The following is a 25,956-nucleotide window of genomic DNA, read 5'->3' on the forward strand; positions in this document are numbered from 1 at the left end:
CCAACATGTGCGACACGCGAGCTGCGGTCGGAGCCGGTCAGTCGGGCCGTAGGCCGAACGATCAATCCAGCGGTGCCGCCCGTCGTGCGGCGGCCAAGAGTGTTGGGAGTCACGGATGAAGATCCATCCGGGCTCTGCCGGTCGGCGGCGGGGCCCACGATTGTCGATTCGCACGGGAATGCGGACAGGAGAATCCAGATGAGGTGGAGCAGGCGGAAGCAGGCACGCACCGCAGTGGTCGGGATGGCGATCGGGATGCTCGCGGTGCAGTCGATCGTTGTCGAGGGGGCGGCGAACGCAGCTGTCCGGGAGAAGCCGCCTTTCCAGCCCGAGATCGAGATCGCGATCCCAGACCGCATCTTCACCGAGACGCCCTTCGAACTCGCCGTCACCATCGACGCGGGCGATCGGGCCCTACCGCGAAGCTCGGTCGAGGTGGCGCTGCCGGACGGCTGGACAACGCCGGACGACACGGTGTCGCTGCGGCCGCTACCACGCGGCCGATCGACGCGTGTGACGTTCGACGTGACGCCGTCTGCCACGGTCGATTCCTCCTCGACCGTCGATGTCACGTTGGAGTCCGTGCGATGGGCCTGGCACGAGTCGGCCGACGTAGCCGTCGAGCCGTGCCTCGTGCCGGAGCCGGTCGATCCGCGGCTGAAGGTGCCCGAGTCGGCCTTTTCACGTCGCCTCGAATGGGTCGGACCGGTCGTCTACGACCCCGGATACACGCTCTGGGGCGCGAGTCCGGTGGTCGACGACGAAGGGCGCTTCCACCTCTTCATCGCACGCTGGCCCGAGCGCAACGTCGATCCGGCCTGGCGCCGGTCGAGCGAGATCGCCCACTATTTCGCCGACAGCCCGGAGGGACCCTTCGAGTTCAGCGATGTGGCGTTGCAGGGAACCGGCCAGGAGGGTGACTGGGATCGCTACGCCCCGCACAACCCGGAGATCCGACGGTTCGGCGACAAGTACGTGCTGCTCTACATCGGCAACAGCGACTACCGGCAGCCGCCGCATCCGAACAACCAGCAGATCGGCATGGCCGTCGCCGACAGTCCCTACGGCCCCTGGGAGAAAATCAACCCAGACTCCGAGCAGCCGGGGCTGCTGATCTCGCCGCAGGCTGGTCATTTCACCGAGGGCAAGATGGTCACCAACCCCACGATGATGAAGCTCGGTGACACCTACTTCGTATACTTCAAGACGCGCGTCGGCGCGAAGCTCGTGTTCGGCGCCGCCACCAGCAAGAACCTCACCGGGCCCTACCAGCTTCTCGAGGACCCGCTCACGCCCGAAGGCGTGACGATCGAGGACGCGACCGTGTTCACCTCCGACGGCCAGGTCCAATTCCTGACGACGGACAACCACGGCGACGTCACCGGGATCGTCGGTGGCGGCGCGATGTTCTTCTCCGAGGACGGCTACACCTTTGACCTCGACCGCACCAGCCTCGGCTATCGGAGAGTCCCCTACTACTACGAGGCGTACGGCGACTTCCCGATCCGCAAGATCTACGGGCCGGATCCGAAGTTCGAGCAGCCGAAGGTCCTCACGGTGGACGGCAAGGCGCGCTACCTCTACGCCTCGTCGGGGTGGAACGTGACCGGTCAGGACCGCACCGTCATCCACCTGCTGAGAGTGGCCGACCACCCGGTCGCCCGGGGCGACGAGCGGGGCACCGGCTGCAACCTGCTGCGCAACGGCGACCTCGAGGCTGGGACCCGCGCCGGCAACCCGCCGGCCGCCGCCGACTGGGGGGTTCCTGCCACCGAGCTCAACCTCCCTGGCTGGGAGGCGGGCAGCGAGGTAGTCGTCGCTGCGAGCTCCGCAAGCGGTAAGGCCGGCTACGGCACCGCGAGCACGACGATCGAGTCGCCGAGCAAGGACACCGTGGTGGGATTCAACTCGAACGAGTCGACGGCGCCACCGACGACGTCCTCGATCCGGCAGACGTTCGTGACGACACCGGGGCAGACGTACCGGCTCTCCTTTGACCTCGGCGCACTCTCGTCTCCAGCGAAGCCCATGGGCCTGACGGCGCAGCTGTTCGACGGAGCGATCGACAGCGGTGACCCGGCAGCGCCCATGGCAGAGGGCCGCGTCACCGTCGAAACCAACGGGTTCGGTCAGCGGCTACGGGACGTCGTGACGTTCACCGCCACCTCCGACCGGGCCACGCTCGTGCTGTTCGAGAGCAGCGCGACCACCAATTCGGGCAACGTCGCGGTCGACAACGTCTCCGTCCGGGCGGTGCTGCAAGTTGACGACACCGGCCCGGAGCTGGCCGCACCGACCGGTGTGACGCACCATCTCGCCGACGGCAAGATCGTCCTCAGCTGGGCGTCCGTGTCCGGCGCCGACGGCTACGCCGTGTCACGGATGCGTTGCGATCGGCCCATCATGGTCGCGGTCGCCCACGGACGGACGTCAGTGGCACTCGGCGCATCCGAAGACGCGGGCGGGACGTACACGGTCGCTGCGTTCGTCGACGGGCAGATCGGTCCGGCGTCGCAGCCGTACGAGGTGCCGACGGATCCGGCGCACGAGGTGCCGACGGATCCGACGCCGCGGCAGATCGTGGTGGACGACTCCGACCTGGGGGATGCCTGCCCAGGAGAGCCTGTTCCCTACATGGAGACCGGAAGCTGGTTCCCGAGCGGCCTGCCTGGGTGGGACGGCGGACCGTCTCGCTACAGTGGCGCCATCGGGTCGACTGCGACCTGGACACCGACCATCGCCGGCCCGAGCGACTACCTCGTCGAGGCATGGGTCCCCGCCCACGCCACAACGACCACCTCCGCGACGTACACCGTTCGACATGCTGACGGCGAGTCGACCGTTCTCGTGGACCAGCGATCCCGCGGAGGTTGGGTGCCCCTCGGCACCTGGAGGTTCGCGGCCGGCACCGACGGCTGGGTGCGCCTCGACGTGAACAACTCGTCGGTCCACCGCCTCGACGCCGTACGCTTCACTCCGACCGAAGGAGCAGGCCGATGACCTCGTGAAGCGGACTGTCCTGCCGGCTTCCGGTCCGTCACCGGCGAGAGCGCATTCGGGGGTCCCCAACACTGCCAAGGGGTCGCGATGCGGGGATGGGGTTCGCCGCTGCCAGTGTGGCGAACGCGGCCTTGGAACGCACCCGCACATGGTGTGGTCAGGCGGTCGAACGGATCGCCTGACCACAGGGCCAATGCCGGTCTTGTCCAGCAGGGCGTGGCCTGGCTGCCTGGACGAGTTCGGTACACGGCATTGGTGGTCAGTGGTGCGCGGGCATCGAGACCCAGATCGAGCACGCGCCGTACCGCGTTCACGGTCGCGGTGCGCTCCGAGGTCATGTGGTCGCGGCGGCAGTTCTGAGGAGGATGGGAGTGTGGACTGAGGCAGGAGCCGCCCTGCTACCGGGGGTGAGGCTGTCGAGGTGCCGCAGGTCGTTCGGGACCTGATCAGGTCGCCGGCGGTGTCGGTCGCTGAACGAACTGGGTTCGAACCGCATCACCTCGGTCACGCCCCGGTAGATGATCATCTCCGTGTGAGTGTGGCGTCGGGGCATGCTGGACCTCGAGTCGGTGATGTGGCTGTACTACGGCGAGAAGGGCACGAACTGGGAGTACGCCAAAACCGGCGACCAGGGCATCAATGGCGAGCAGGCAATCTTCAAGACGATCGAGTGGCCCCCGCCGACCGGACAGGCCTGGACGCAGGCGGCAGTGACTTTCTCTCGGCCGACTTCCGCGGCGGCGCGGCCATCGACCCGAACGCGCCGACCTTCGAAGCCGACCTGTACACCGCCGGTCAGGCGTACGAAGCCTTCGCGCAGCCGAAAGACATGCAGCTGCCGCCGGTCATCATCGAGGTCGCCGATGCCGCCGCCGTCGCCGACGCCGAGGTGTCGATCAACCAGCACATCACGACCAGCATCTCCGAATTCTCGCTGGGAAAGAAGGACCCGACCAACGATCGCGACTGGAACGAGTATGTCGACACCTTCGAGAGCATGAACCTGGACGGCTACCTGGAGATCTACCAGCGAGCATACGACTCGCGGCCGAACTGAGATGAAGATCCGCGATTCCCGGGGCGATCGCGCCTTCGCCGTCGTCAATCACTGCGTCTTGGGAGCATTTGCGCTCCTCGTGTTGTACCCGATCGTCTGACGTCGTCAGCGCCTCACTTGGTCGAGCGGCCAGGCCATCGCCAACCACGACGTCTACCTGTGGCCCGTCGACCCGACCCTAGACGCCTACCGAACGATCTGGAATTCGCCGAACCTCATCGTCGGACTTGCGAACTCCGTGTTCTATGCTGTGGCCGGAGCGGTCATCGGCACTGCCCTCACGATCCTTGCAGGTTATGGATCATCGCGCGACGACCTCCCGTTCCGGAAGCTGATCACCTTCTTCTTGCTGATTCCTGCGCTGGTCTCGGCCGGAATAGTGCCGACGTACATCGTCGTCAAGGAGCTCGGCCTGCTGGACACCCGCTGGGCGGTGATCCTGCCAGGCGCGATGAGCGTGTTCAACGTCCGTTCTGAAGGGCGGCCAGGTAGGGGCGGGGCAACTGCGACAGTAGCTGGTGGTTCGGCATCCGGAGCCGGCATGCCGGCGTACCTGCGTGGTTACGACGAGGTGTTTCGGCACTCGCCGCGCGAGGCCTCACTCCGGTGGTTTCGCGACGCGCGGTTCGGCCTGTTCCTGCACTTCGGTCTCTACAGTCTCCTGGGCCGTGGCGAGTGGGTGATGTATCACGAGCAGATCCCGGTGCGGGAATACGAGCGGCTGAAGAATGAGTTTCGTGCCGATGCCTTCGATGCTGACGCGATCGCGGAGCTCGCCGTGCAAGCCGGCATGAGATACATCAATCTCACGACGCGGCACCATGACAGCTTCTCACTCTTTCGTACCGATGAGTCCACCTTCTCGTCGACGGAGTCGCCGGCGGCCGAGACCTGGTGGGCGAACTGGCTGCCGCCTGCGAGAAGCGCGGACTCGGTTTCTTCCTCTATTACAGCTATGGTGCCGACTGGCGGCATCCGTACTTCCTCTCAAATGACGTCGGAGTGCCCTGCTCCCGCCCGGAATACCCGGTCGACGATCCCGCGTATCGGTATGCTCGCGAAGAGGACTTTCAGCACTATCTGCGGTTCGTCGACAACCAGCTGCGGGAGCTCCTGTGCAACTACGGCAGCGTCGCCGGTGTGTGGTTCGACCTCGTTTCGCCGTGCTACTACCGCCCCGACCTTTCCCGGTCGCCGAGGTCTACCAGTCGATACGCAAGCTGCAGCCTCAGGCACTCGTTTCGTTCAAGCAGGGTGTCACGGGCAATGAGGATTTCATGTCTCAAGAAATGAGGTTCGTACCTCTCGAGCAGCGCTTGCGCACCGGCGGCGCGAACGAGGCGGCCATCAGGTTGTCCAGGGAGGTCTGGGAGACACATCGGGGTAAATGGAATGAGGTCTGCACCATCCTGCAGGACAAGAACTGGGGCTACCGGGCCAGCGCCGCTCACATCGGTGCAGACGAGGCATGGTCGAGGCTGGGCCACGCGGCCGCTCAAAGGTGCAACCTCCTGCTCAACGCGGGCTTGATGCCCGACGGCTCGGTCCACCCGGCCGATCGGGAAACCCTCCTGAGGGTTGGGGATCGGACTCGGTCCGCCGGGTTCCCCACCGCCGGAGAGGTCGAACCGGACGCGGACACCGGCGCCGGGGCAGTGTGAGCTGGGCCCGCGTGTATTGCGGGCCGATGATGCGCTCCGGACCTGGCAGGAGTGACCGAGGCGGAGCACACTCGCGAGCGGTGGGCGTGGCGGCTACCACTGAGCCGAATCGTCCTGTTCCTGAGCGACAGGTCGATGCGGATGGCGGCTATGCCGTCCGGCGTCGGCCTGACGTTCACCACCGACACCATCTCCTTGGGTGCGCGCCCCTCGTCCGTCGATGCCGATGACAATCCCTCCCGGTGGACCTGGTGGTCGACGACGAGCTGATCGCCACCGCTCCGCTCAGCGCCGACGTCGGGTCGCGTCCAGGGCCTTCCGCCCCGGCGAGAGGTACGTCGAGTAGTGGTTGCCACCGCGCGGTGACCTCCGGCTGGCCGAGTTTGCCCCTCCCGTCTCACCGCCGATCCGTCCGTCACCGACCCGGATCTGGCCGGCGATCCTCGGCCGCCAGCTCGGCTTGGACCTCACCCGTCTCGGTTCGCTTGCCAGTGTCACTTCGACCCCATGATCGGGCGGCGCATCCGCGACCTTCCCACCGCCTGGAAAGTGGTCGGTGCTGCGTTCGCCGACGCACACGCGTGACGCTCACTCGGCCTGCTCTCGGGCGGTCGTGCCGTGCCCGGTCGCTTCGAATCGTCCTGGTCCACTCGCCTGGCGCCAGCGAACCTGACACCGCGGGTGGGCGAGTCGGGAGATGGCGGTCCGCAGACGATGACGCGGTCGATCTCGGCGATCGGCTCCGGATCGTCGGGCGGACATCGGCCTTTCAGCCTCAGAGCGCGATCCGGCCTAACTCCTCGACCTGGTCGAGAGTGATCGGGCCGCCGCTCTGAACGGAGGCCTGCGCGGCCAGCACCACCTGCAGTGAGCGCAACCCTGCCCGTCCATCGGGTCGCGCGGACCGGCCTTCTCGCACGGCAGCGAGGAACTCGGCCAGCATCGAGGCGTCCATGTCGGCGCCGAAGTCGTGTCGCACCGCGCCGGAGGGACCGAAACCGCCGACATGCTTGGCGAACGGATCGATGCGGGCGATCCCGCGGCTGCCGACGACCTCGAGGGTGAGGCCGCCCCAGTTGGGCGCCGAGTCCGGATGGCTCCACGAGCAGTCGATGACGGCGGTCGCCCCGTTCAGGTAGCGAACGGATACCAGCCCGCCTGTCTCGACGTCGATCCCGGGGCGCACCGCGTGCAGGGTGCGGTTCACGACCGCGTGCACACGGTCGGCCGGTTGAGCCTCGAAGAGCTCGTCGAGCAGATCGGCGACGTGCACCACGTGGTCCACGAGGGAGCCACCGCCCGAGAGCGAGGCATCGGTGAACCAGCTGCGCTCGCCGAGCGGGATCTTGCCGTTGTTCGTACCGTTCACCGAGAGGATCCGCCCGAGTTCCCCCGCCCGGACGACCTCGAGGAGGCGAACGAACTCGGGGGCGAACCGCACCGGGTACGCGGTCATGAGCACGACATCCGCGCGTTCACAAGCGGCGACGATCGCGCGCGCGTCAGGCTCGGACGTGGCCAATGGCTTCTCGCAGAGCACGTGCGCACCCGCCGCGGCGACCCGTTCGACGTGCTCGCGATGGCGTACGTTCTCGCTCGTGACGATGACGGCATGCGGCTGCCAGGAGAGGAGCTGGTCGACGTCGTCGGCATACTCGACGCCGAGTTGGGCGGCCAGCTCGGCACCGCGCACTTCGCCGCTGGCATGTACGCCCGGGTCGGTGGCCCGGACGTGTACGTCGGGGCGCGCGGCGAGAACCCCGGCATACGAGATCGCGTGCGGGTGCGCGAACGACAGAATGCCGACACGGAGGACCTGCGGACGGGCGTTCATGCGGCGGCCTTTCGGGAGGGCTCGGAGACGCGGACGGGCTGTCCGGTCGCGATCGAGGCGTTGGCGGCGAGGGCGATCTCGACGGCTCTGATGCCGTCGGCCCATGTGACGCGGGGTGTGGCGCCGCCCCTTACTGCGTCGATGAACTCCCGTAGTTCGAGCAGGTACGGGCTCTCGGTGAAGCTGCTGTCGGGCCGGTCGCTCGCACCGCCGTCCCCCTTGCCGCCGTCGAGTCGGAACGAGCCCGACTCGGTGGAGTCGTACCGCAACATGCCCTGGTCGCCGGCGATCGAGAAGGCTGTGCGGAACGTGGTGCCCGCCGCGCCCCAGATGCCGTTCACGGCGGAGATGGCGTCGTTCTCGTGGGTGAGCAGCACCTGAGCCGATACCGCCGGTGCCGTGTCGTCGGCGACCCGGGTGGCGAAGACCTCGACGACCTCGCCGGCGATCCAGCGTGCGATGTCGAGATCGTGGATCATCTGGTCGGCCACGATGCCGCCCGAGTGTTGCTCGTCGGCGAACCATTGCGACCACGAGGGGTACTCGCCGATCCGCGAGAACCGCAGCACCGCGGGGGAGCCCAGTTCGCCGCACGAGACGGCGCGCTGGGCGGCCACGTACGCGGGGAACCAGCGTACGACGTGCGCTGGGAAGAGCCCGAGCCCGCGCGCTTCGGCCGTCCGGCCCAGCTCGGCGGCTGCCTCAGGATCGAGCGAGACAGGCTTCTCGCAGATGACATGGCGGCCGGCCGCAAGAGCGGCGCCCACATACTCGAGGTGACTCGACGTCGGGGTGCAGATGTCGACGACCTCGCTGCGCTCCAGCAGCTCGTCGAACGTCGACGCCACGGTGAACCCGTAGCGCCGGGAGAGCTCTTCCGCGCCGTGCTCCGAGAAGACAGTGACCGATGCGCCGAGTTCGAGGAGGCCCGGTGCATGCGCGTGGCTGATGCCGCCCGCGCCGACGAGCCCGACGCGAGGTGGAGTGTGGAGCATGGGGTGACTGCCCTTCGAGGTGAGTGCGGTGAGTTTCGGGCCGGTGGACTCAGCCCTTGGTCCCGGTGAACGCGAGCCCGGCAACGACGCGGCGCTGCAGGATGACGAACAGGATGAGTACCGGAGCCATCGCGAGCACGCTCGTGGCCATCATCAGCGTGTAGTCCGTCTGATACGTGCCCTGCATCGTCGCGAGCCCCACGGCCAGTGGCATGCGCTCGGCGAACGTAGTGACCACGAGCGGCCAGAGCAGGTCGTTCCACGACGCGAGCGTGGTGAGGATGACGAGCGCGCTGATCGCCGGACCGGCGAGCGGGAGCATGATCCGCCAGAAGACCTGGAACGGGTTCGCGCCGTCGAGGCGTGCGGCCTCCTCGAGTTCCACGGGCAGGTTCATGAAGAACTGCCGCATCAGGAAGACACCGAACGCACTGAAGACGCCTGGCAGTGCGATGCCCCAGACCGTGTTCAGCAGACCCAGTCCCTGGACCAACTGAAACTGTGGAATGAGGTAGACCTGGCTCGGAACCATCAGGATCGACAGGATGAGGCCGAGGAGGATCCCCTTCGCCGCGAAGCGCATGCGCGCGAATGCGTAGCCGGCGAGCGAGCACAGCACCACCTGGCCTGTGACCCTCAGCGCTGTGTAGGCGATTGAGACGCCGAGCTGGTTGAGGAACGGGATGGTGTCGAACACCTCGGTGTAGTTGTCGAACTGCAACCGAGCGGGCCAGAACGTGGGCGGCACGCTCGTGACCTCCTGTTCGGTCGACAGCGACATGATGAGCTGCCACACGAACGGAAAGGCCATGACGAAGGCCGCGATCGAAAGGACGATGTAGGCGCCCGTGTTGGATTGGCGCTTGGACGACCGCCTTCGCGACACCACCGTCGAGCTGACGCTAGACATAGTTGACCCACCTTCGCTGCAACCGGAACTGGAACCAGGTCACGACGCCGATGACGACGAGAATCAGCATGGCGATCGCGGCCGCATACCCCTGGTTCTGCTGGATGAACGCCTGGTTGTAGAAGATGTAGACGAGCGACTGCGACCTCGCGGTCGCCGGATTCGCGTTGCCCATGATCGCGTAGAGCAGGTCGAACAGCTGGAATCCGTTGATCACGGAGATGACGGTGACGAAGAAGATGCTCGGAGTCAGCAGGGGCACCGTGATCTTGCGGAACTGTATCCATCGGGTAGCGCCGTCGAGCTGAGCGGCTTCGTAGTACTCGGTGGAGATTCCCTGCAGTCCCGCGCTGAAGATGATGAGACCGAATCCGAGCGACGACCACAGGCCGACGACGCCGACCGCGACGATGGCGAAGCCGGGGGTCGAGGTCCAATACGGTCCGTCGATCCCGAAGAGGCCGAGGAACCAGTTGAGGATGCCGAAGTCGCCGTTGTAGATGATCCGCCACACGAGGGCGATGGCGGTCGGCATGGCGATGTACGGCATGAAGAACAACACCCGGAACAGGCGTGCGCAGCGCAGACCGGGCCGGTTCACCAGACTCGCGAGTCCCAGGGCGATCGGGATGCCGAGCAGCACGATCGCGGTGTAGACGACGGTGTTCCCGACCGCGAGCCACACGTGCTCGTCGCTGACGAGTTCGGCATAGTTCTCGGTGCCCGCCCACGTCGCACCGCCGAACGGACCGGTTTCGGTGAAACTCAGGTAGCCGGTCTTCACGATCGGCCAGATGTAGAACGTCAGGACGCCGATCACCGTCGGTAGCACGAACAGCCACGGCCACCAGCCGTCCGCCCGCGTCGAGCCACCAGGCGGCACGCTCCGTCGCCCCCGCGGCCGATGAGGGCAGCGCCCTCATCGGCCGCGGATCGGATCGCGATGGTCATTCGTCCGCGAGCTCTTCGTTCATCTTCTCGGCGAGCTCCTGCGCGACCTCGGCGACGGGTCGCTCACCCGAGAAGGCCTGCGGGAGCAGTTCCGCTTCGAGCTGCGTCCACGCGGACGTGTTCTGCGAGACGGGGTACGGGAACGAGTAGTCGGCCGCCGCGTCCAGGAAGACCTGCAGGTTGAACCCGGGGACCGAGTTGACGAACGCTGCCTGTGTGTCATTGAACGCCGGGTTCGCCGCACCCATCTCGGCTTGCGTCTGCTGGGCCTGCTGCGAGCCGAGGAAGGCCTGGAATGCCTGTGCGGCAGCCTTGTTCGCACTGTCCGCCGACACCACGTTCGCGAGACCGTGGATCACGGTCGCGCGGCGCTGGTCCTGCGGGAGCGGAGCGACGACGATCTTGTCGGCGACGGCGCTTTCGGCGAGCGGGGCGACGTCCCAGGTGCCCGACCAGTACAGGCCTGCCTTGCCGTTCGAGAAGTACGCGAGTGCGTCGGTGTCGGACAACTGCTGCAGGGTCGGGCTCGAGCCGTCGGCGATGAGGTCGGCCCAGAGTTGCAGGCCGGCGATCGCCTCGGGCGAGTCGAACCCGCTCGATGCGCCGTCGGACGAGATGATTTCGCCGCCGGCCTGCAGGATCGTGTTGTAGTACGCGGACTGCCCGTTCGTGAGCCACGGGGCGACGCCGTAGATGCCCTCGCCGCCGAGGGTGGTACTGATCTGCTTGGCAGCTGCGCGGAAATCGTCCCAGGTCCAGTCCGCGGTCGGAGCTTCGACGCCGGCGCGCTCCAGGATCTCGGTGTTGTACCAGAGGGCGATGGTGTCGAAATCCTTCGGCACGCCGTACTGCGCGCCGTCGAACGAGTACAGCTCGTTGAGCGCCTCGGGATAGTTCGCGGGATCGAGGTCGCTCGCCTCGATGATTGAGTCGACCGGCTCGAGCTGATCGTTCGACGCGTACAGCTGGAAGTTCGGGCCGTTCATCCAGAACAGGTCGGGCAGGGTGCTGCTCGACGCCTGGGTCTGGAGCTTGGTCCAGTACTGTTCCCACGGCGTCACGTCGATCTTGACGGTGATGTTCGGGTACTCCTCGTTGAAGTCCGCGATGTTCTGCTCGATCGCCTCGACCTGGTTCTTGTCCCAGATCGCGTAGGTGATCTCGGCTTCGGTATCCGACGAGGCAGCGCTGCCGGCGCTGTCGGCGGTGTCGGTACCGGAGCACCCGGCGAGGGCGAACAGCGTGGCGGCGGCCGCTGCCAACGCGAGCCTGGTGGGGATTCGCTTCATGGTTCAGCTCACTTTCGAGGATCGACCGGCTCCGATGCCGGGACGTGTGGTGGCCGAATGGACAGTGATGTCGTCGATGGCTTCGCGTACGGGCAGCGTGGGCCGATCCGGCACGCTGATCTGCGGCGCATCGACGTCCACGCCGTACAGCGGGTGGGCGACGAGGTCGAGCGCTCGGACGAGTGCCCCTATCGAAACCGCTCGTCCTCCGAGCGCGGAGAGAGCCATGGTCGGGAGTTCCGCGCGGCCGGCGAGCTCGGCGAGTTGCGCCCTGACACGCCGTAGCAAGGGATCGCCGATCTCGGAGACATGGCCGCCTATGACGACGAGGTCCGGATCGACCGTGAGCGCCACCAGGCCGACGGATCGGGCGAGGCGGCGGGTGTAGTCGGTGAGCTGTTGCTCGGCAACCTGATCGTTCGCATCCGCTCGTGCGACCAGTTCTATGCGCTCGTCGAGAAGATCGCGGTCCGAGGGGAGCTCGATCTCGCGGCCGGCAGACTCCAGCCGACCGATCTCACCGGCTGCCGACCGGCGCCCGGAGTGCAGGCGACCGCCGATCACGATGGCTGCGCTCACGAAACGGTCGACCTTGACGAAGACCACGTCATCGACCAGTCGCGCGGTGCCGGCGTGGTGCTCGGCGACCGCGGCGACCTTCACATCGTTCTCGACGCCGACAGCACAAGAGAGTTGTTGGGACAGTCTGGCCGCGAGATCGACCCCGTTCCATTCGGGTACGAGGTCCGACAGGGTCATCCGGCCCTGCCGGTCGACGATGCCGGTCACCGCGACCACGACGCTCCGGACGGCTGTCACGTTGATCTCGGCGACACCGCAGAGCTGTTCGACCAGGGCTGAGACGAGATCGAGTCTGCCGAACCCGTCGGTACCGGGATCGATGCTGCGTTCCACGCTCGCGAGGATCGATCCGGTGAGGTCGCTCAGAAGGGCACGAGCCGCGTCCAGCCCGAGATCGATCCCGACGACGTAGGCCGCCCCCGCTTCGAACACGAATCGCCTGGCCGGTCGACCCGCCTTCGTCGGCGACGCCGACTCGTCGAGCGAGACGACACCGAGGCCGCTGAGGTTCAGGAGGATGCTCTCGACGGTCGGCCGAGACAGGCGGGTGGCGGTGACGAGTTCACCGGGCGTGGCGACGCCGCGTGCGCGGAGGGCCTTGACGCAGGCGCCTGTGTTCCGGTCGCGGACCGCTGCCATCTCGCGGTCATGGTCGTTCGCGGACGTCATCGAGTCTCCTCATCAAACTGCAACACCGTTGCGAAATCGCAGTGCATCGCACCATAAGCTGCGCAATCGGGTTACGCAATACCGTTGCATTATTTAGGCCTCAGGGGTTGACGCGGCTCCCCGGCGCGTGCCACGGTGCCGACCCCGACCGCAGATCTGAAATCGGCTTCAGCACGTACGGAGTTCCCAGGTTCCCTCGAGGAGGAGAGCGATGTCGGCACGAAGAACTGGCGCGCGAAGACGCGCCGCGGCCATCACCGGAATCGCAGTGCTGACGTTGACGGCTGGCGCTGTCGCGGCTCCCGCCGCGTCCGCTACCGAGATGCCATCGCTGCTGGTGGACGGTGGATTCGAGGCGGGCGGCGAAGCATGGACGTTCGCAGGATCGGCAGGCGTTGCGTCCAACAACCCGCACTCGGGCTCGAAGCTCGCGTACCTCGACCAGCATGCCGAGGACCAGGCGTATCAGACCGTTGAGATCGCCGAGTCCGGCACCTACACGGCGGCGGCCTGGATCGCCACCAGCGCGACCGGCGGCGAGTTCGGCGTCAGGCACCCCGGCGGCGAGATGCTCGGCAAGGTCGACCTTCCGGGCCAGCCGTCCTACTCCCGATACGAGACCAGCGTGAACCTCGAAGCCGGCGACGTCGTCGAGGTCGCGTTCACCGGCGGGAACGGCTGGACCAACCTCGACGATGTGTCGCTCATCCGCGACACACGCTCGATCCTCGGATTCGAGGTCCCGGGCCAGCAGGGCGAGACGGCGATCGACCACGAGGCGCACACCGTCGAGTTCCAGATGCCCTATGAGTCGAACGTCCTGAACCTCACGCCGGACGTGACCCTGCCGGCCGGTTCGACGATCTCGCCTGATCCGAGCAACGGCGTCAACTTCAGGAAGCCGCACAGGTTCAAGGTCACCGACGCGTTCGGAAACGTCACCTGGTGGACCGCTGCCGTGCGGTTCGAGAAGAAGACGATCACGATCGACAGCTCCTCGAGTGAGCTGGTCGATGCCTTCAACTGGTCGAAGTGGCGCGCCAACCTGCATGTGCAGACCGGCAGGTCAGGGCCGGTGAACGTCGTCGGGGCCACACCGCCCAACGCCGAAATGGTCGACTACATCCCGTCGTACTGGGCCGGTTACGCCAACCGCACGGCGTTCTACTCCCGCGACTTCGTCCACCAGGCCGAAGGCGCCCACCTCCTCGGCCTCGACGAGGAGAACAAGTCGATGCTGAAGGCATTCGCCTCCACCGCGAACGAATCGCGCAAGTGGTACCCGCTCTGGGCCCTCAACTTCGACGGCAGTCCGTACACGGTCGACTACAAGAGCGACGACTTCTTCGTGCGCGAGGTGCCAGCAGTCTTCGAGCTCGTCCACGAGGCAGGCCAGCAGTACGCCTGGACAGGCGACGAGGACTACCTCAACGATCCGGTCCTCTGGCAGTACTACGAGAAGGCCGTCACCGACTTCATCGAGCTCCACGACGACCACATCCCGAACGGCGTCGCTGAAGGTACCGGTCACGGCATCTTCGACGGTGCCGCGAGCTACGACGAGCGCGCGGGCTTCCCGGCCCGCATCGAGGCCGCCGACGGCATCGCGTCGCAGTATCGCGCCTTCACCACGGTCGCCGAGTTCGCCGCGTTGAAGGGCGACACCGCCCTCGCCGACGAGTTCACAGCGAAGGCCGACGACCTCCAGGATTACATCGCGACCGACTGGGGCGTCGTGCGTGGCGCGTGGCCGTACGTGACCGCTCGCGGGCCTGGCAACGTGCCGGAGATCGGCTTCAGCCGAGAGCCGAACGCGATCCTCGCAATCAAGGAGGTCTTGCCGCCCGACGACAAGCGCACCTGGGACTACCTCGACTTTCTGCAGGACGGATACCAGAACGACGTGCCGCAGAACATCGAGGGCGCGACGTACATCCCCGATGCGCTGTACCGCTACAGCCAGGACGAAGAGGCGTGGGGGTGGATGAAGTACATCATCGGTGAGCGTGACAAGCCGCACGTCTACCGCGCCCAGGGCAGCAACGGCGACTACCCCGAGTACAGCTACATGATGATCTCGAACACGGTCGAAGGCATCGCGGGCGTCACACCGGACGCGCCGAACGACGCAGTCGCCGTCCGCTCGCACCTCCCGGGGGAGATCGACTGGCTGAAGCTCGATCACGTGACGGTCGGCGATCACGACCTCGCGGTTCGGCACGAGGGTCGCACGAGGACCAGCGTCACGCACAACGCAGGCGCCTCGCCGCTGCAGACGACCATCGAGTTCCCGGGCGCATGGCGCCAGATCAAGGTCGACGGCCGCACGTACCCGGCCGATCACAGCCACGACAACGGGCACGCAGTGTCGTCGGTGACTGTGGACATCCCGGTCAGGAAGACGGTGAATGCCCAGGCAGTCGCGCCGCTCGACCCGTCGGTGTTCGGCGACACCATCCTCACGCACCCGGGCGACTTCGAGCTCGAACAGCCGAGCGACGGGGCGACGGGTGTCGCGGTCGACACCGAGTTCACCTGGTCGGCGTCTGCGAATGCCGACGAGTACCGCATCGTCATCGCGCGCGACGACGCCATGACCGACATCGTCGCCGAGACGACCGTGCCCGGTCCGCGCGCCGTAGTCGGCGGCGTTCCGGCTGGGATCAACCTCTACTGGGAGGTCACCGCGATCAACACGCAGACCGGACAGCGGCTCGTTGTGCCTGCGGGGGAGCGGACGTTCCGCACGGCACCGTCCGGTGTACCAGATGCGCCCACCGATCTCGCCGCCTACCGAACGGGTGATGCCGTCGGTGTCACCTGGGAGCCGTCGGCGCAGGCCCTGACGTCGAACGTCTCGCGGGCGCCGGTCGGCAGCACCGACTTCACGGTGGTTGCTCAAGGTCTCACCGGCTCGACGTGGGTCGATTCGGAGGCTGCCGGCGGCCCCTTCAGCTACCGCGTCACGTCGACGAACGAGGCGGGGGAAGGCGCGGCGTCGACCGTCGACGAGCAGCCACTACCTGACGGTGCCGGGGTGGTCTGGTTGAGTGACCGGCGGCCGGCCTCCGCGACGATCGGCTGGGGATCGATCGGATACGACCGTTCGGTCTCGGGCGGTGCCATCGCGATCAACGGGACGGCCTACGAGAAGGGCATCGGCACGCACGCTGCCTCCGAGATCGTGTACGACCTCGACCCCGCCGACGCGAGGTTCCAAGCCGTCGTCGGTCTCGACGACGTACCTGGGGCCGCCGGTCGAGGATCGGTGCAGTTCCAGGTCGTCGCCGACGGCGAGGTCGTGCTCGACAGCGGAGTCATGAGGGGTTCGCCGTACACCGAGCCCAAGACGATCGACCTCAGCCTCCTCGGCGTCGAACGTCTCGTGCTCCGCGTCCTCGACGGCGGCGACGGGAACTCCAGCGACCACGCCAACTGGGCGGACGCGAGAGTGCTGCGCCTCGTCCCGAACGACTAAAGCGCGCGTCTCCCGAGTCCCGGCCGAGCGCGTGTGCGTCGCGCAGCAGGCCAGGGACTCGGGGGCACGCCTCATGGCTCTGATACGTCCTCATCTCGCTCAGCCGTCAGGCTGGATCCGCGCCGCCGGCCACGAGCTTGCTAGCCGCCTTGCGCGCCAGGTACACCGAGTCCAGTGGGTCGTCCGGGACCTCCAGCGGCACGAACGTGACGTTGGTGAGAACTGCGCAAAGCTGTGCGAGGTGCGGCGCCAGCCCTCAGCCTCAGTGGTAGGTGTCCGTTGCCTGGAGCGCATCGGGGCTGGCAGGGTGGGGTGTGTGGCGGCCAGTCGGTATCGCGAGATCGCTGCGGCCCTGTCCGCCGAGATCGCGGCACTGCCGCCTGGGACGAAGATCGATGGTGAGTTGGCGGTGGCCGCGAGGTTCGGGGTGAGCCGGGCGGCGGCGCGGGCTGCGGTGCAGGAGCTGGAGCGGCAGTTCCTGGTCCGGCGGGTGCGGGGCCGCGGGACGTTCACGTCGCGGCGGATCGACTATCCGATCACGAGCACGCGGCCGCCGTCGTGGAGTCAGACGCTGCGGGATGCGGGGGCACTGCCGCGGACGGTGGTGCGTTCCTGCGTGGAGGTGCCGATGCCACAGGCCGTGGCGCACAAGCTGCATGCGGCCGAGGGGAGCGCGGTGTGGCGGCTGCAGCGTCGCTCGTTCACCGACGACCTGCCGGCGTCGTGGGGCACCGAGTGGGTGCCCGCGGAGACCGTGCCGGAGCTGCCGGCGGCGCTGCGGTCGGTCGAATCGCTGGACCGGATCGTCCGCGACGTCGGTGGCGTGGTGCCGGCGCGTCGCTGGGTGCGGGCGAGCATGGAGGCCGCTGACGGGGAGGTTGCCGACGAGCTCGCGATCGGTCCGGGCGCTCCGGTGTGGTTCGTCGAGTCAGTCAACCAGGACGCGGCCACCGCGACGCCGGTGTACCTGACCGAGCGGTGGATCCGGGCCGACGCCATCCGGGTCGTCTTCGAGGCCGGGGCCGGGCCGAGCTAGGGGGTCGGCGGGCGGCCGGCGAGCAGGTCGTCGATGACGTGGGCGGCCAGGCCGAGGCCGGTGGTCATGCCGATGCCGGCGGTGACGCTGACGACGGTGGTGCCGGGTGCGGGCTGGCTGACCAGGAAGTCGCCGGGCGCTGAGGCGTACACGCCACGCCAGCGTTCACGGACCCGCAGCGCGGCGACGCCCAGGAGCTGGGCGGTCTCGTCGAGGATCAGCTGGTCGACGGGTTCGGCGGCGAACGGGTCGACGCTCGGCCCGTAGGCGTGGGTGTCGCCGATGAGGAGGTCGCCGCCGGGGTGCCGGGTGAACATCAGGTTCATGCCCAGCTCCAGGAGTTCCGGGCGGGTCTCGGTCAGCCGCTGCCGGATCCTGGCGGTGGCCGGCTGGCGGGCCAGTGCCGGGTACCTGAGCATGGAGAGCCCGGTCAGCACGGCCGGCGCGGACGACGCCTCGGGCAGCCGCGTTCCGGGCGCGGCCACGCGGAGCATGTGCAGGCTGCAGCGGCGGACGCCGGAGGCGGCGGCGAGATCGGGGAACAGGTGGTCGACGTCGTGGCCGACGCACACCACGACCTGGGCGGCCTCGATGTCGCCGCGGCTGGTGCGGACCCCGCCCGTGTCGACGCCGAGCACGGTGGTGGACCACCGGAAGGTGACGCCCGGCTGCTCGGCGAGCCGGCGTGCGATGGCCGGTACCGCCGCGCGTGGGTCGACCCGGATGTCCTGGGCCAGGAAGGCGCCGCCGCGGGCACCGGCGGTGCCGGCCCGGAAGTCGGTCTCGCTGGCGGTCAGCAGGCTGACGCCCTCGCCGGCGCGCTCGGCGGCCAGCGACTCCAGCACGTCGAGTTCGTCGTCGTGACGGGCGACGACGACCGTGCCGGTGTCACCGGCCCAGAACCCGGCCTCGCGGGCGAGCCGTAGCCATCGCTCCCGGCTGGTCAGCGCGTGCGGGTAGGCGAGATCACCCTGGGCGGTCACGCATCCGTGGCCGAAGTTCCGCACCGACGCGCCGAGCGGCCGGTCCTCCCGTTCGACGACGGCGACGGTGAGGCCCCGCGACGCGGCCTCCAACGCGTGGCCGAGCCCGACGATGCCGCTACCCACGACGACGAGGTCGACGTTCACGGCGCGATCGCCGCCCGGGGCTCATGCTGCGGCGGCCGGGTGAGCAGTGCGCCGACGCGGTCGAGCGGGACCGCCGGTGCGACCAGCCGTTCCCACGGCCAGGCCTCGCGGCTGGCCGTGAGGTAGTCGACGGCCTGGCGCAGGTGCCGCGGTTCGTAGTTGTGGACGCCGGTGACGGTCAGCCAGCCACGGACGATCGCCTCCGGGTCGACTGGCAAGGTGTCGACCGGTGTCACGGCACCCGCAAGAACGAGCCGGCCCCCGATGTCGAGGGCGCCGAGCGCGGTGGTGGCGGCGCTGGTGGCGCCGGAGAACTCCAGCGCCACGTCGACCGCCGGCGGCGTCTGGTCCGAGCGCAGCGTGCGGGTCGCGCCGAAGTCTCCGGCCAGGTCCAGCCGGGCCGGGGCGACGTCTGTCACCAGGACGGCGGCGGCGCCGCGGTCGGCGGCCGCGGCCGTGGCGGTGAGACCGAGCATGCCGGCGCCGCAGACCAGCACGCGAGCGCCGGCCAGCGGCCCGGCCGCCTCGAGCGCGGCCATCACGGTCGCGGTCGCGCACGCGGCGGGGGCGGCGAGTACGTCGGGAAGGGCGGCGGGCACCGGCACGACGGTGGCGCCGGCGGGCAGCAGGACGTGGGCGGCGTAGCTGCCGGACAGCTGCCAGGCTCCGTCGAAGGGCTCGTGACCCACCTTGCGCAGCCGCCGGCACTTGGCGGTGCGTCCGCCGGTGCACCGGTCGCATCGGCCGCACCCGACCGTCACGCCCCACACCACCCGGTCTCCGACGGCGGCACTGGCGCCCACTCCGGCGGCGACGACGTGGCCGACGGCCTCGTGTCCCAGCACGCTGGGACAGGGTGCGGCGCGGCGTCCGGCGACGGTGTGCCGGTCGCTGCCGCAGACGGTCGCGAGGTCGACGGCGACGAGCAGCTCGCCGGGCCCGGGCGACGGCAGCGGCACCGGTTCGAGCGCCACGGTCGTGCCGCCGCGCCAGACCGCCGCGATCGTCGTCGGGGCGGTGCTCAGACTTGCGCGCGGATCCACCCGGAGAGCCTTTCTATGGCGTAGACGACGGCGAAGACGATGAGGATGATCGCGCCGGCGAACTCGAAGTTCAGGGTGCGGACCGACTCGTAGAGCAGGAAGCCCACGCCGCCGGCGCCGACGATGCCGAGCACGGTCGAGTGCCGGATGTTGACGTCGAGCAGGTACAGCGAGGAGCCGATCAGGTTCGGCATCAGCTGCGGGATGACGGCGGAGAACAGCACCTGCCACCAGCCGCCGCCGACGGCGCGCACGGCCTCGACGGGGCCGAGGTCGATCTCCTCGGCGGCGTCGGCGACGAGTTTGCCGAGGAAGCCGATCGAGCCGATGCCCAGGGCGCAGACGCCGGCGACGGGCCCGAGCCCGACGGCCGCGACGAACACGACCGCCAGGATGAGCTCGGGCACGCTGCGGACGGCCAGCATCGCGCCCCGGGCGGTCCAGGCGACGAGCGGGTGCGGTGTCACGGTCCGGGCGGCCAGCAGGCCGAGCGGGATGGACAGCACGATGCCGCCCGCCGTCGCGAGCGCGCCGATGGCCAACGTCTGCAGGACGGCGTCCCAGAGTTGGTCGCCGGCGAGGCCGAAGTCCGGCGGCAGCAGGCGCCCGGCCGCGGCGGCGATGTCGGGGACGGAGGTGATCATCGTCAGCGGGTTGATCCGCAGCCACCAGAACGCACCGGCCGTCGCGGCCAGCAGGCCGAGTCCGAAGGCCCACCGGGCGACGCGCTCGCGCCGCGGGTGCCTGGGCGCGGGCTGGAGCAGCAGCCGGCGCACGCCGACGGCGGCGACCTCCATGGCGGCCAGGACGGCGAGGATCGCCAGCACCATGCCGAGCGCGGAGTCGTAGGACAGGCTGCGCAGCGAGCTCTGCAGCGCGAACCCGATGCCACCGGCGCCGACGAAGCCGAGGACGACCGACGTGCGCAGGTTGATGTCGACCCGGTAGACGAAGGTGCCGATCCACGCCGGTACCACCTGCGGGACGACCCCGCTGACCAGGACCGACAGCCGGCCCGTACCGGTGCTGCGGACGGCCTCGCGCGGTCCCTCGTCGATCTCCTCGATCGCGTCGGCGAACAGTTTGCCGAGCATGCCGATCGAGTGCAGCGCCAGGGCGAGCACACCGGCCAGCACGCCGATGCCCATCGCACGCACCAGCACGACGGCGAACACGAGGTCGGGGACGGCGCGGCAGAACGTGATGACGCCCCGCGCCACGGCCATGACCACCGGGTGCGGGGTGGTGTTGCGTGCGGCGAGGAACGCCAGCGGCACGGACAGCACGGTCGCTATGACGGTGCCCAGCAGCGCCATGAGCAGGGTCTCGAGCACCAGGTCGGCGGTGCGGCCGGGGTCGTCGACAACGGGCGGCAGCATCCGCTCCAGCAGCCGGCCGACCGCGCCGGCGCCGTCGATGAGCTGCGTGGGGGAGAACTCCAGGTACCACCACGACACCGCGGCGGCGACGATGCCGGCGATCGCGAGGGCGCCCGGCGCGTGCCGTCGCCGCCGCGGCGGCCGTCGGGGTGTCCCGGTGCCGGCCGGGCCGGTGAGCCGCGGCGGGGCGAGCGCGCCCATCAGGCCGCCAGCTCGTCGCTGCCCGGCTCCAGCCGCCGGTAGACGTCCATGACCTCGGCCCGGGTGACGCCGTGGGCGGCGCGGTCCAGCACCTTGCGGCCGGCCCGCAGCCCGACCAGCCGGTGCGCCCAGCCCAGCGCGAGGTCGACCTGGTGCAGCGTGCACACGACGGTCAGGCGCTCCTCGCGGCAGACCCGCAGCAGCAGGTCCATGACGGTGCCGGCGTTCTCCGGGTCCAGCGACGCGACCGGTTCGTCGGCCAGCAGCAGCCGCGGCCCTTGCATCAGGGTCCGGGCCAGCGCCACCCGCTGCTGCTGCCCGCCGGAGAGGGTGTCGGCGCGTTGGTAGGCCTGGTCGGCCAGGCCGATGCGCTCCAGGTGTCCCATCGCCTCCCGCTTGTGCGCGGCGGACCAGCTGAGCAGCCCGTACCGCGGGCCGCGGACCCGGCCGAGCGCGCCGATGAGCACGTTCTCCAGGCAGCTGAGCCGCCCGATCAGGTTGAACTGCTGGAACACGAAGCCGACGTCGGTGCGCAGCCGCCGCAGCTGCGCGGCCCGCGCCCGGTGCACGGCGATGTCGTCGACGACGACCTCGCCGGAGGTCACCGGGTGCAGGCCGTTGAGGCAGCGCAGCAGCGTGGACTTGCCTGACCCGGACAGGCCGAGCAGGACGACCAGCTCGCCCTCTCGGACGTCGAGGTCGACCCCGTCGACGGCGGTGACGGCGTCGAACCGCTTGACCAGGCCGCGGGTGCTGATGACGGTGCTCATGCCGCTCAGCCCTCGCAGGCCTCGGACTCGGTGAGCCGGCAGACCTCGCGCACGCCGTCGTAGTCGGCGTCGGTCGCGGGCTTGACGCCCCATGCGTCCTCGTCGGTCAGCAGGCAGTCACCCTCGCAGAAGCCCTCGGCGAGCAGGTGGTCCGCGTTGGCCTTCTCGGTCAGCAGTGTGGTCAGTTCGGCGACCACGTCCTCGCCCAGGCCGTCGCGGGCGACGAACAGCGAGCCGGAGATCTGCGGCGACTCCCAGACCGTCTTCAACTCGCCCTCGGCGAGCTCGCCACTCTCGATCAGGGTGCGCTCGACCATGCTCTTCATGGCGAACCCGGCATCGCAGTCGCCGTTCTTGACCGCGAGGGCGGAGGCGTCGTGGCCGCCGGCGAAGATCGGGTTGAGCGCTTCGGACATGGCGCTCTCGGTTGCGGACGTGACGACGCCGGCCTCGATCAGCCCCGCGCTCGGGTACAGGAACCCGGACGTCGAGCCGGGGTCGACGAAGCAGACGTCCTTGCCGGCGAAGTCCGCGAGGTCGTCGATCTCGGTGTTCCCGGCCTGGGTGATGCCGTAGGAGAAGTAACCGGGCTCCTCGTCCTTCGCGGCGGTGACCGCGCCGAGCGGCGTGATGGCGGCGTCGTTCTCGGTCGCGATGACGTAGGCGAACGAGCCGAGGAAGGCGATGTCGACGTTGCCGGCGATGAGGCCCTCGATGACGCCGGCGTAGTCGGAGGCCTGGCTGACCTCCACCTCGGCGCCGGTCTCGGCCTCCAGCATGGCCACGATGGGGTCGTATCCGGCGGCGAGGTCGGTGGAGTTCTCCGCCGGGATCGCGCCCAGCACGAGGGTCGACGGGAAGCCACCGTCGCCGGAGGCCTCGGCCGCGTCGTCGCCGGAGCAGCCGGCGAGGGCGAGCAGCCCGACGATGCCGGCGCCGGCCAGCAGCCGTCGGGGAGTGGTGGTGGTCATGGTGTCCTCGAATCCGATGGTCGGTACGGCAGTCAGGTGGCGAGCAGCGCCGGGAGCTCGGCGACGGAGCCGAGCACGTGGGTGTGCGGGACGGTGGCGAAGTCGGCCTCGCGGTGCGCGCCACTGAGGACGCCCGCGACGATCCCTGCGCCGGCCCGGTGTCCGCTGAGCAGGTCGGACGTGGTGTCACCGGCGACGGCGACCTGCCGGACGTCGTCGACGGCGCAGCGGATCAGCGCGGTGAGCACCAGGTCCGGGTAGGGACGGCCGCGGCCGGCGTCCGACGGCGACAGCGCAAGGTCGGCGAGCTCCCGCCAGCCGAGGGCCTCGAGCAGCGCGTCACGGGTCCCGGCCGAGAAGCCCGTGGTCAGCGTCACCTTGGCCCCGGCGTCCTGGAGCGCACGGATCGTCTCCTCGGCACCGTCGACGGACACGGCGCCGCCATGGCCGAGCGAGTCGAGATAGGCGGCCTCGAACGCGGAGTTCGCACGCTGGGCCGCCGGCTCGTCGCCCGTCAGGGCACGGAACACCTCGATCTTCGACTGGCCCATCGTCTCGAGCGTGTAGGCGGTGGCTTGCTCGCGCTCCGGCGTGCCCTCCTCGATGCCGGCGGCGTCCAGGGCCCGCGCGAACGCGGCCATGACCGCGCCGTCGTCGCGGACGGTGGTGCCGGCCATGTCCAGGCAGACGAGCGGGAACCGCGGTGTGATCATGGACGATCCTTTCGAGGCCGGGTGAGCGGGCGCTGGTATCGAGGCTTCGGCACCAGGGGGAACGAGCCCCGCGTTCGAGGTGAACGCGGGGCGAACCGTCGTTCAGCTTCTGTCCAGGTTGTCCGGACAGCGCCGGGCGGGTCAGTGACCCATCTGAGAGGCGACCCGCTCGACCGCGAAGATCTCCCGGCCGGCCCGGTTGATCCAGGTCGCCGTCAGCGTCGGGTCCTTGACGGTGGTGTCCGCGACCAGCTTGAGGAACACGTTCGGCTCCACCGCCGAGTGGACCAGCGCGGGGTGCGGCACGTTCAGGCTCGGGATGGTCGAGCCGTGCAGCGGGCTGACGATGAACTGCCACAGGTCGTAGCCGACGCGCGGGCCGTAGTTCAGCGCCCGCGAGACGTGGATGTCGCCGCCCATGAGGAAGCAGCCGGCGATCTGCTCGTCGCGGATGAAGTCGAAGATCGCTTCGCGCTCGTAGAAGTACGTGCCCCAGTCGTCCTTCTCGGAGTTCTGCTTGTCGTCCCAGATGAGACCGGTCGCGATGGCCTTGAACGGGGCGTCGGACTCGGAGAGCACGGTGCGGAACCAGTCCCACTGGACCGTGCCCAGGCAGGTCGGCTGCGCCGGGTCGGCCCAGCTCGGCTCGGTGCGGCTGAACCAGCGGGGGTCGAGCAGGAACACCTCGACCGGGCCGCGCCGGAAGTGCGTGTAGATGCCCTCGCCGTCGAGCGGGCTGGTCAGCACGGCGCCGTCGGAGCCGTGGCCGAAGCTCGCGTTGGCTCGGTAGTCGGCGAACGCGCGCCGGTTGTTCGCCTTGCCGACGAGGTCGCCGTGCACGTCGTTGCCGCCGAAGTCGTGGTCGTCCCAGGTGCCCCACACCGGCATCGACGAGATCAGCCCGGCGAGCTGCGGCTGCTGCAGGAACACACGGTGCTTCTGCCGGGCCACGCCGAGGTTGGTGCTGTCGACGTAGGGCGTGTCGCCCAGCAACACGAACCCGTCGCAGCCGACCAGCCGGGCCCGGTCCCACACCGCGTCCGGGACGGACGGGGCGCACGAGCCGAACCCCATGGTCGTCACGGTGGGGCGGCCCGCCGGGGGAGCGGTGGTGAAGCTGCCGCGCATGGGCTGGAGGTCGCCGGCCTCGCCGTCGGGGGCGATCTCGACGATGTACTCGGTGCCGGGCTTCAGGCCGGTGACGTCGAAGAGGAGGGTGTCGTCGCGGTCGGTGGCGATGAGCGCCCGGGTGCGGCGACGCTGCCGCCCGTATGCCAGCGTGCAGGTCCACATCGGGTGCTCGGCCGGGTCGACACCGGGACGTGCCCAGATCCGGGCGCTGCTCTCGTCGACGTGGCCGATCAGCGGGCCGGTCGGCGGCTGCGGCGGCATCGGGGTGGGAACGACCGCCCGCGCGGTGCCGGCCCGGACCGTGCCGACATAGGCCGCCACGTTGGCGAAGAACGCCTCGCTGTCGGCGATCGCCTCGGCCGACTGGCGAGCCGTGCCGGTGGCGTCCCAGCACTTGTCGACGGTGAGGCTGGCGGCGACGAAGCGGCCTGCGCCGTGGGCGCCCTCGACCAAGGCCGGCGGTGCGCCGTCGGCCTCCACCGCGGCGAGGACGCGCACGCCTCGCCACTCGCCGAGGTTCTCGTAGCTGGTCGGGAAGCCGGTGCGGCCGGGGAAGATCAGGCCGCCGCTGGTGCGCAGGCCGGCCAGCAGCGGGTGATCGGCCGCGATCGGGTGGATGGTGCTGCTGTCGGGGTCGGTGCGCTGCACCGACATGGTGTCGGGCAGATACGCCACCGTCGGGCCGAACTGGTCGGACTGGGTCAGCTCCAGCACGGTGCCGCCCGCGGCGACGAAGTCACGCAGCGAGGCGGTCTGGGCGGCCACGTAGTCGAGGTAGGGGCGGGCGTTGTTGGTGAACGAGCCGAACGCGATCAGGTCGACGCGGGTGGGCTGACCGGTCGCCGGCCGCGTCAGGTCGAGGTCGACGACGGTCATGCCGGCGCGCCGCAGCAGCTCGGCCAGTCCGGTCGCACCGGTCCACTGGTCGCGGAACTCCAGTACGGCGGCGGTCAGCGCGGGAGCGGTCTGGGCGGCGGCCGGCGTCGCCTGCGCCACGGTCCCGGCGGCGACGGCGGCAGCGGCGCCGCCGATGAAGGTGCGGCGGCGGACGGTGTCGGTGACATCCTGCGATGGGGTCATGGTCCGCAGCGTTCGGCATCGCCGGTAACGAGCCGGGCGCTCCAGGTGAACCCGGAGGGAACCGTCGTTCATCTTC

20 protein-coding genes and 1 pseudogene are annotated in these 25,956 nt (G+C 69.2%); 8 read left to right on the forward strand and 13 right to left on the reverse strand.

The window, feature by feature from the left end:
* Window positions 1-243: 243 nt before the first annotated feature.
* The 6 genes and pseudogenes from BLV02_RS07425 to BLV02_RS38470 all read left to right on the forward strand — a co-directional run bounded on the left by BLV02_RS07425 (window position 244) and on the right by BLV02_RS38470 (window position 5,988).
* Window positions 244-3,000, forward strand: coding sequence for a golvesin C-terminal-like domain-containing protein (locus BLV02_RS07425; protein ID WP_171906723.1), 2,757 nt, complete (start codon window positions 244-246; stop codon window positions 2,998-3,000).
* 670 nt (window positions 3,001-3,670) lie between these two features.
* The gene (locus BLV02_RS07430) at window positions 3,671-4,057 is read left to right on the forward strand and encodes a type 2 periplasmic-binding domain-containing protein (protein ID WP_069111090.1); all 387 of its coding nucleotides are present in this window, start codon (window positions 3,671-3,673) and stop codon (window positions 4,055-4,057) included.
* A 541-nt stretch (window positions 4,058-4,598) separates the two neighbouring features.
* Window positions 4,599-4,922 (forward strand): annotated as a pseudogene (locus tag BLV02_RS38455) (alpha-L-fucosidase); the annotation flags it as partial.
* A 29-nt stretch (window positions 4,923-4,951) separates the two neighbouring features.
* Window positions 4,952-5,350, forward strand: a complete 399-nt coding sequence (locus tag BLV02_RS38460; RefSeq protein ID WP_074946191.1) for an alpha-L-fucosidase — start codon at window positions 4,952-4,954, stop codon at window positions 5,348-5,350.
* Complete coding sequence (locus BLV02_RS38465) at window positions 5,347-5,718, forward strand: alpha-L-fucosidase (RefSeq protein ID WP_074946193.1); 372 nt, start codon at window positions 5,347-5,349, stop codon at window positions 5,716-5,718. The genes BLV02_RS38460 and BLV02_RS38465 overlap by 4 nt, the downstream gene beginning before the upstream one ends.
* A gap of 51 nt (window positions 5,719-5,769) precedes the next feature.
* The gene (locus BLV02_RS38470) at window positions 5,770-5,988 is read left to right on the forward strand and encodes a hypothetical protein (protein ID WP_069111087.1); all 219 of its coding nucleotides are present in this window, start codon (window positions 5,770-5,772) and stop codon (window positions 5,986-5,988) included.
* 505 nt (window positions 5,989-6,493) lie between these two features.
* Here the strand turns inward: BLV02_RS38470 and BLV02_RS07455 are convergent.
* The 6 genes from BLV02_RS07455 to BLV02_RS07480 all read right to left on the reverse strand — a co-directional run bounded on the left by BLV02_RS07455 (window position 6,494) and on the right by BLV02_RS07480 (window position 12,948).
* A complete protein-coding gene (locus BLV02_RS07455; RefSeq protein WP_069111086.1) occupies window positions 6,494-7,552 on the reverse strand; it encodes a Gfo/Idh/MocA family protein in 1,059 nt (352 codons plus the stop codon).
* The gene (locus BLV02_RS07460; protein ID WP_216094183.1) at window positions 7,549-8,631 is read right to left on the reverse strand and encodes a Gfo/Idh/MocA family protein; all 1,083 of its coding nucleotides are present in this window, start codon (window positions 8,629-8,631) and stop codon (window positions 7,549-7,551) included. Before BLV02_RS07460 ends, BLV02_RS07455 begins: the two co-directional genes overlap by 4 nt.
* On the reverse strand, window positions 8,597-9,457 hold the full coding sequence (locus BLV02_RS07465; protein WP_069111084.1) for a carbohydrate ABC transporter permease: 861 nt from the start codon (window positions 9,455-9,457) through the stop codon (window positions 8,597-8,599). The genes BLV02_RS07460 and BLV02_RS07465 overlap by 35 nt, the downstream gene beginning before the upstream one ends.
* Window positions 9,450-10,277 carry a carbohydrate ABC transporter permease gene (locus BLV02_RS07470; protein WP_218133496.1) on the reverse strand — a complete coding sequence of 276 codons (828 nt, stop codon included), beginning with the start codon at window positions 10,275-10,277 and terminating at the stop codon, window positions 9,450-9,452. The genes BLV02_RS07465 and BLV02_RS07470 overlap by 8 nt, the downstream gene beginning before the upstream one ends.
* Window positions 10,278-10,404: 127 nt before the next feature.
* Window positions 10,405-11,697 carry an ABC transporter substrate-binding protein gene (locus tag BLV02_RS07475; protein WP_069111083.1) on the reverse strand — a complete coding sequence of 431 codons (1,293 nt, stop codon included), beginning with the start codon at window positions 11,695-11,697 and terminating at the stop codon, window positions 10,405-10,407.
* A 3-nt stretch (window positions 11,698-11,700) separates the two neighbouring features.
* Window positions 11,701-12,948: an ROK family protein gene (locus tag BLV02_RS07480; RefSeq protein ID WP_069111082.1), complete on the reverse strand. Its 1,248-nt coding sequence runs from the start codon at window positions 12,946-12,948 to the stop codon at window positions 11,701-11,703.
* Window positions 12,949-13,270: 322 nt separating this feature from the next.
* On the opposite strand from BLV02_RS07480, the gene BLV02_RS07485 reads away from it, so the two are divergent.
* Window positions 13,271-16,426: an NPCBM/NEW2 domain-containing protein gene (locus BLV02_RS07485; protein WP_069111081.1), complete on the forward strand. Its 3,156-nt coding sequence runs from the start codon at window positions 13,271-13,273 to the stop codon at window positions 16,424-16,426.
* 316 nt (window positions 16,427-16,742) lie between these two features.
* The gene (locus BLV02_RS07490; RefSeq protein ID WP_069111080.1) at window positions 16,743-17,462 is read left to right on the forward strand and encodes a GntR family transcriptional regulator; all 720 of its coding nucleotides are present in this window, start codon (window positions 16,743-16,745) and stop codon (window positions 17,460-17,462) included.
* Here BLV02_RS07490 and BLV02_RS07495 read toward each other — a convergent pair.
* From BLV02_RS07495 to BLV02_RS07525, 7 genes are all read right to left on the reverse strand, one after another.
* Complete coding sequence (locus tag BLV02_RS07495) at window positions 17,459-18,592, reverse strand: TIGR03364 family FAD-dependent oxidoreductase (RefSeq protein WP_069111079.1); 1,134 nt, start codon at window positions 18,590-18,592, stop codon at window positions 17,459-17,461. The two genes, BLV02_RS07490 and BLV02_RS07495, sit on opposite strands and share 4 nt — an antisense overlap.
* Entirely contained in the window at window positions 18,589-19,635 is a 1,047-nt protein-coding gene (locus BLV02_RS07500) for an alcohol dehydrogenase catalytic domain-containing protein (protein WP_216094182.1), read from the reverse strand. Before BLV02_RS07500 ends, BLV02_RS07495 begins: the two co-directional genes overlap by 4 nt.
* Window positions 19,614-21,215: a phosphonate ABC transporter, permease protein PhnE gene (gene phnE, locus BLV02_RS07505; protein WP_069111078.1), complete on the reverse strand. Its 1,602-nt coding sequence runs from the start codon at window positions 21,213-21,215 to the stop codon at window positions 19,614-19,616. Before phnE ends, BLV02_RS07500 begins: the two co-directional genes overlap by 22 nt.
* A complete protein-coding gene (gene phnC / locus BLV02_RS07510; RefSeq protein ID WP_069111077.1) occupies window positions 21,215-21,985 on the reverse strand; it encodes a phosphonate ABC transporter ATP-binding protein in 771 nt (256 codons plus the stop codon). Before phnC ends, phnE begins: the two co-directional genes overlap by 1 nt.
* Window positions 21,986-21,990: 5 nt before the next feature.
* Complete coding sequence (locus BLV02_RS07515) at window positions 21,991-22,956, reverse strand: phosphate/phosphite/phosphonate ABC transporter substrate-binding protein (protein ID WP_069111076.1); 966 nt, start codon at window positions 22,954-22,956, stop codon at window positions 21,991-21,993.
* Between the two features lie 32 nt (window positions 22,957-22,988).
* Complete coding sequence (locus BLV02_RS07520; protein ID WP_069111075.1) at window positions 22,989-23,669, reverse strand: phosphonatase-like hydrolase; 681 nt, start codon at window positions 23,667-23,669, stop codon at window positions 22,989-22,991.
* A gap of 141 nt (window positions 23,670-23,810) precedes the next feature.
* A complete protein-coding gene (locus tag BLV02_RS07525; RefSeq protein WP_069111074.1) occupies window positions 23,811-25,880 on the reverse strand; it encodes an alkaline phosphatase D family protein in 2,070 nt (689 codons plus the stop codon).
* Window positions 25,881-25,956: the final 76 nt, after the last annotated feature.

This window comes from Jiangella alba (genome assembly GCF_900106035.1).
Lineage (GTDB): Bacteria > Actinomycetota > Actinomycetes > Jiangellales > Jiangellaceae > Jiangella > Jiangella alba.

Coding starts and splice junctions, on each gene's coding strand:
- BLV02_RS07515 (WP_069111076.1), bottom strand. CDS start 22,956: ATGACCACCACCACTCCCCGACGGCTGCTGGCCGGCGCCGGCATCGTC.
- BLV02_RS07465 (WP_069111084.1), bottom strand. CDS start 9,457: ATGTCTAGCGTCAGCTCGACGGTGGTGTCGCGAAGGCGGTCGTCCAAG.
- BLV02_RS07525 (WP_069111074.1), bottom strand. CDS start 25,880: ATGACCCCATCGCAGGATGTCACCGACACCGTCCGCCGCCGCACCTTC.
- BLV02_RS07480 (WP_069111082.1), bottom strand. CDS start 12,948: ATGACGTCCGCGAACGACCATGACCGCGAGATGGCAGCGGTCCGCGAC.
- phnC (WP_069111077.1), bottom strand. CDS start 21,985: ATGAGCACCGTCATCAGCACCCGCGGCCTGGTCAAGCGGTTCGACGCC.
- BLV02_RS07475 (WP_069111083.1), bottom strand. CDS start 11,697: ATGAAGCGAATCCCCACCAGGCTCGCGTTGGCAGCGGCCGCCGCCACG.
- phnE (WP_069111078.1), bottom strand. CDS start 21,215: ATGGGCGCGCTCGCCCCGCCGCGGCTCACCGGCCCGGCCGGCACCGGG.
- BLV02_RS07520 (WP_069111075.1), bottom strand. CDS start 23,669: ATGATCACACCGCGGTTCCCGCTCGTCTGCCTGGACATGGCCGGCACC.
- BLV02_RS38465 (WP_074946193.1), top strand. CDS start 5,347: ATGAGGTTCGTACCTCTCGAGCAGCGCTTGCGCACCGGCGGCGCGAAC.
- BLV02_RS07455 (WP_069111086.1), bottom strand. CDS start 7,552: ATGAACGCCCGTCCGCAGGTCCTCCGTGTCGGCATTCTGTCGTTCGCG.
- BLV02_RS07485 (WP_069111081.1), top strand. CDS start 13,271: ATGCCATCGCTGCTGGTGGACGGTGGATTCGAGGCGGGCGGCGAAGCA.
- BLV02_RS07425 (WP_171906723.1), top strand. CDS start 244: ATGGCGATCGGGATGCTCGCGGTGCAGTCGATCGTTGTCGAGGGGGCG.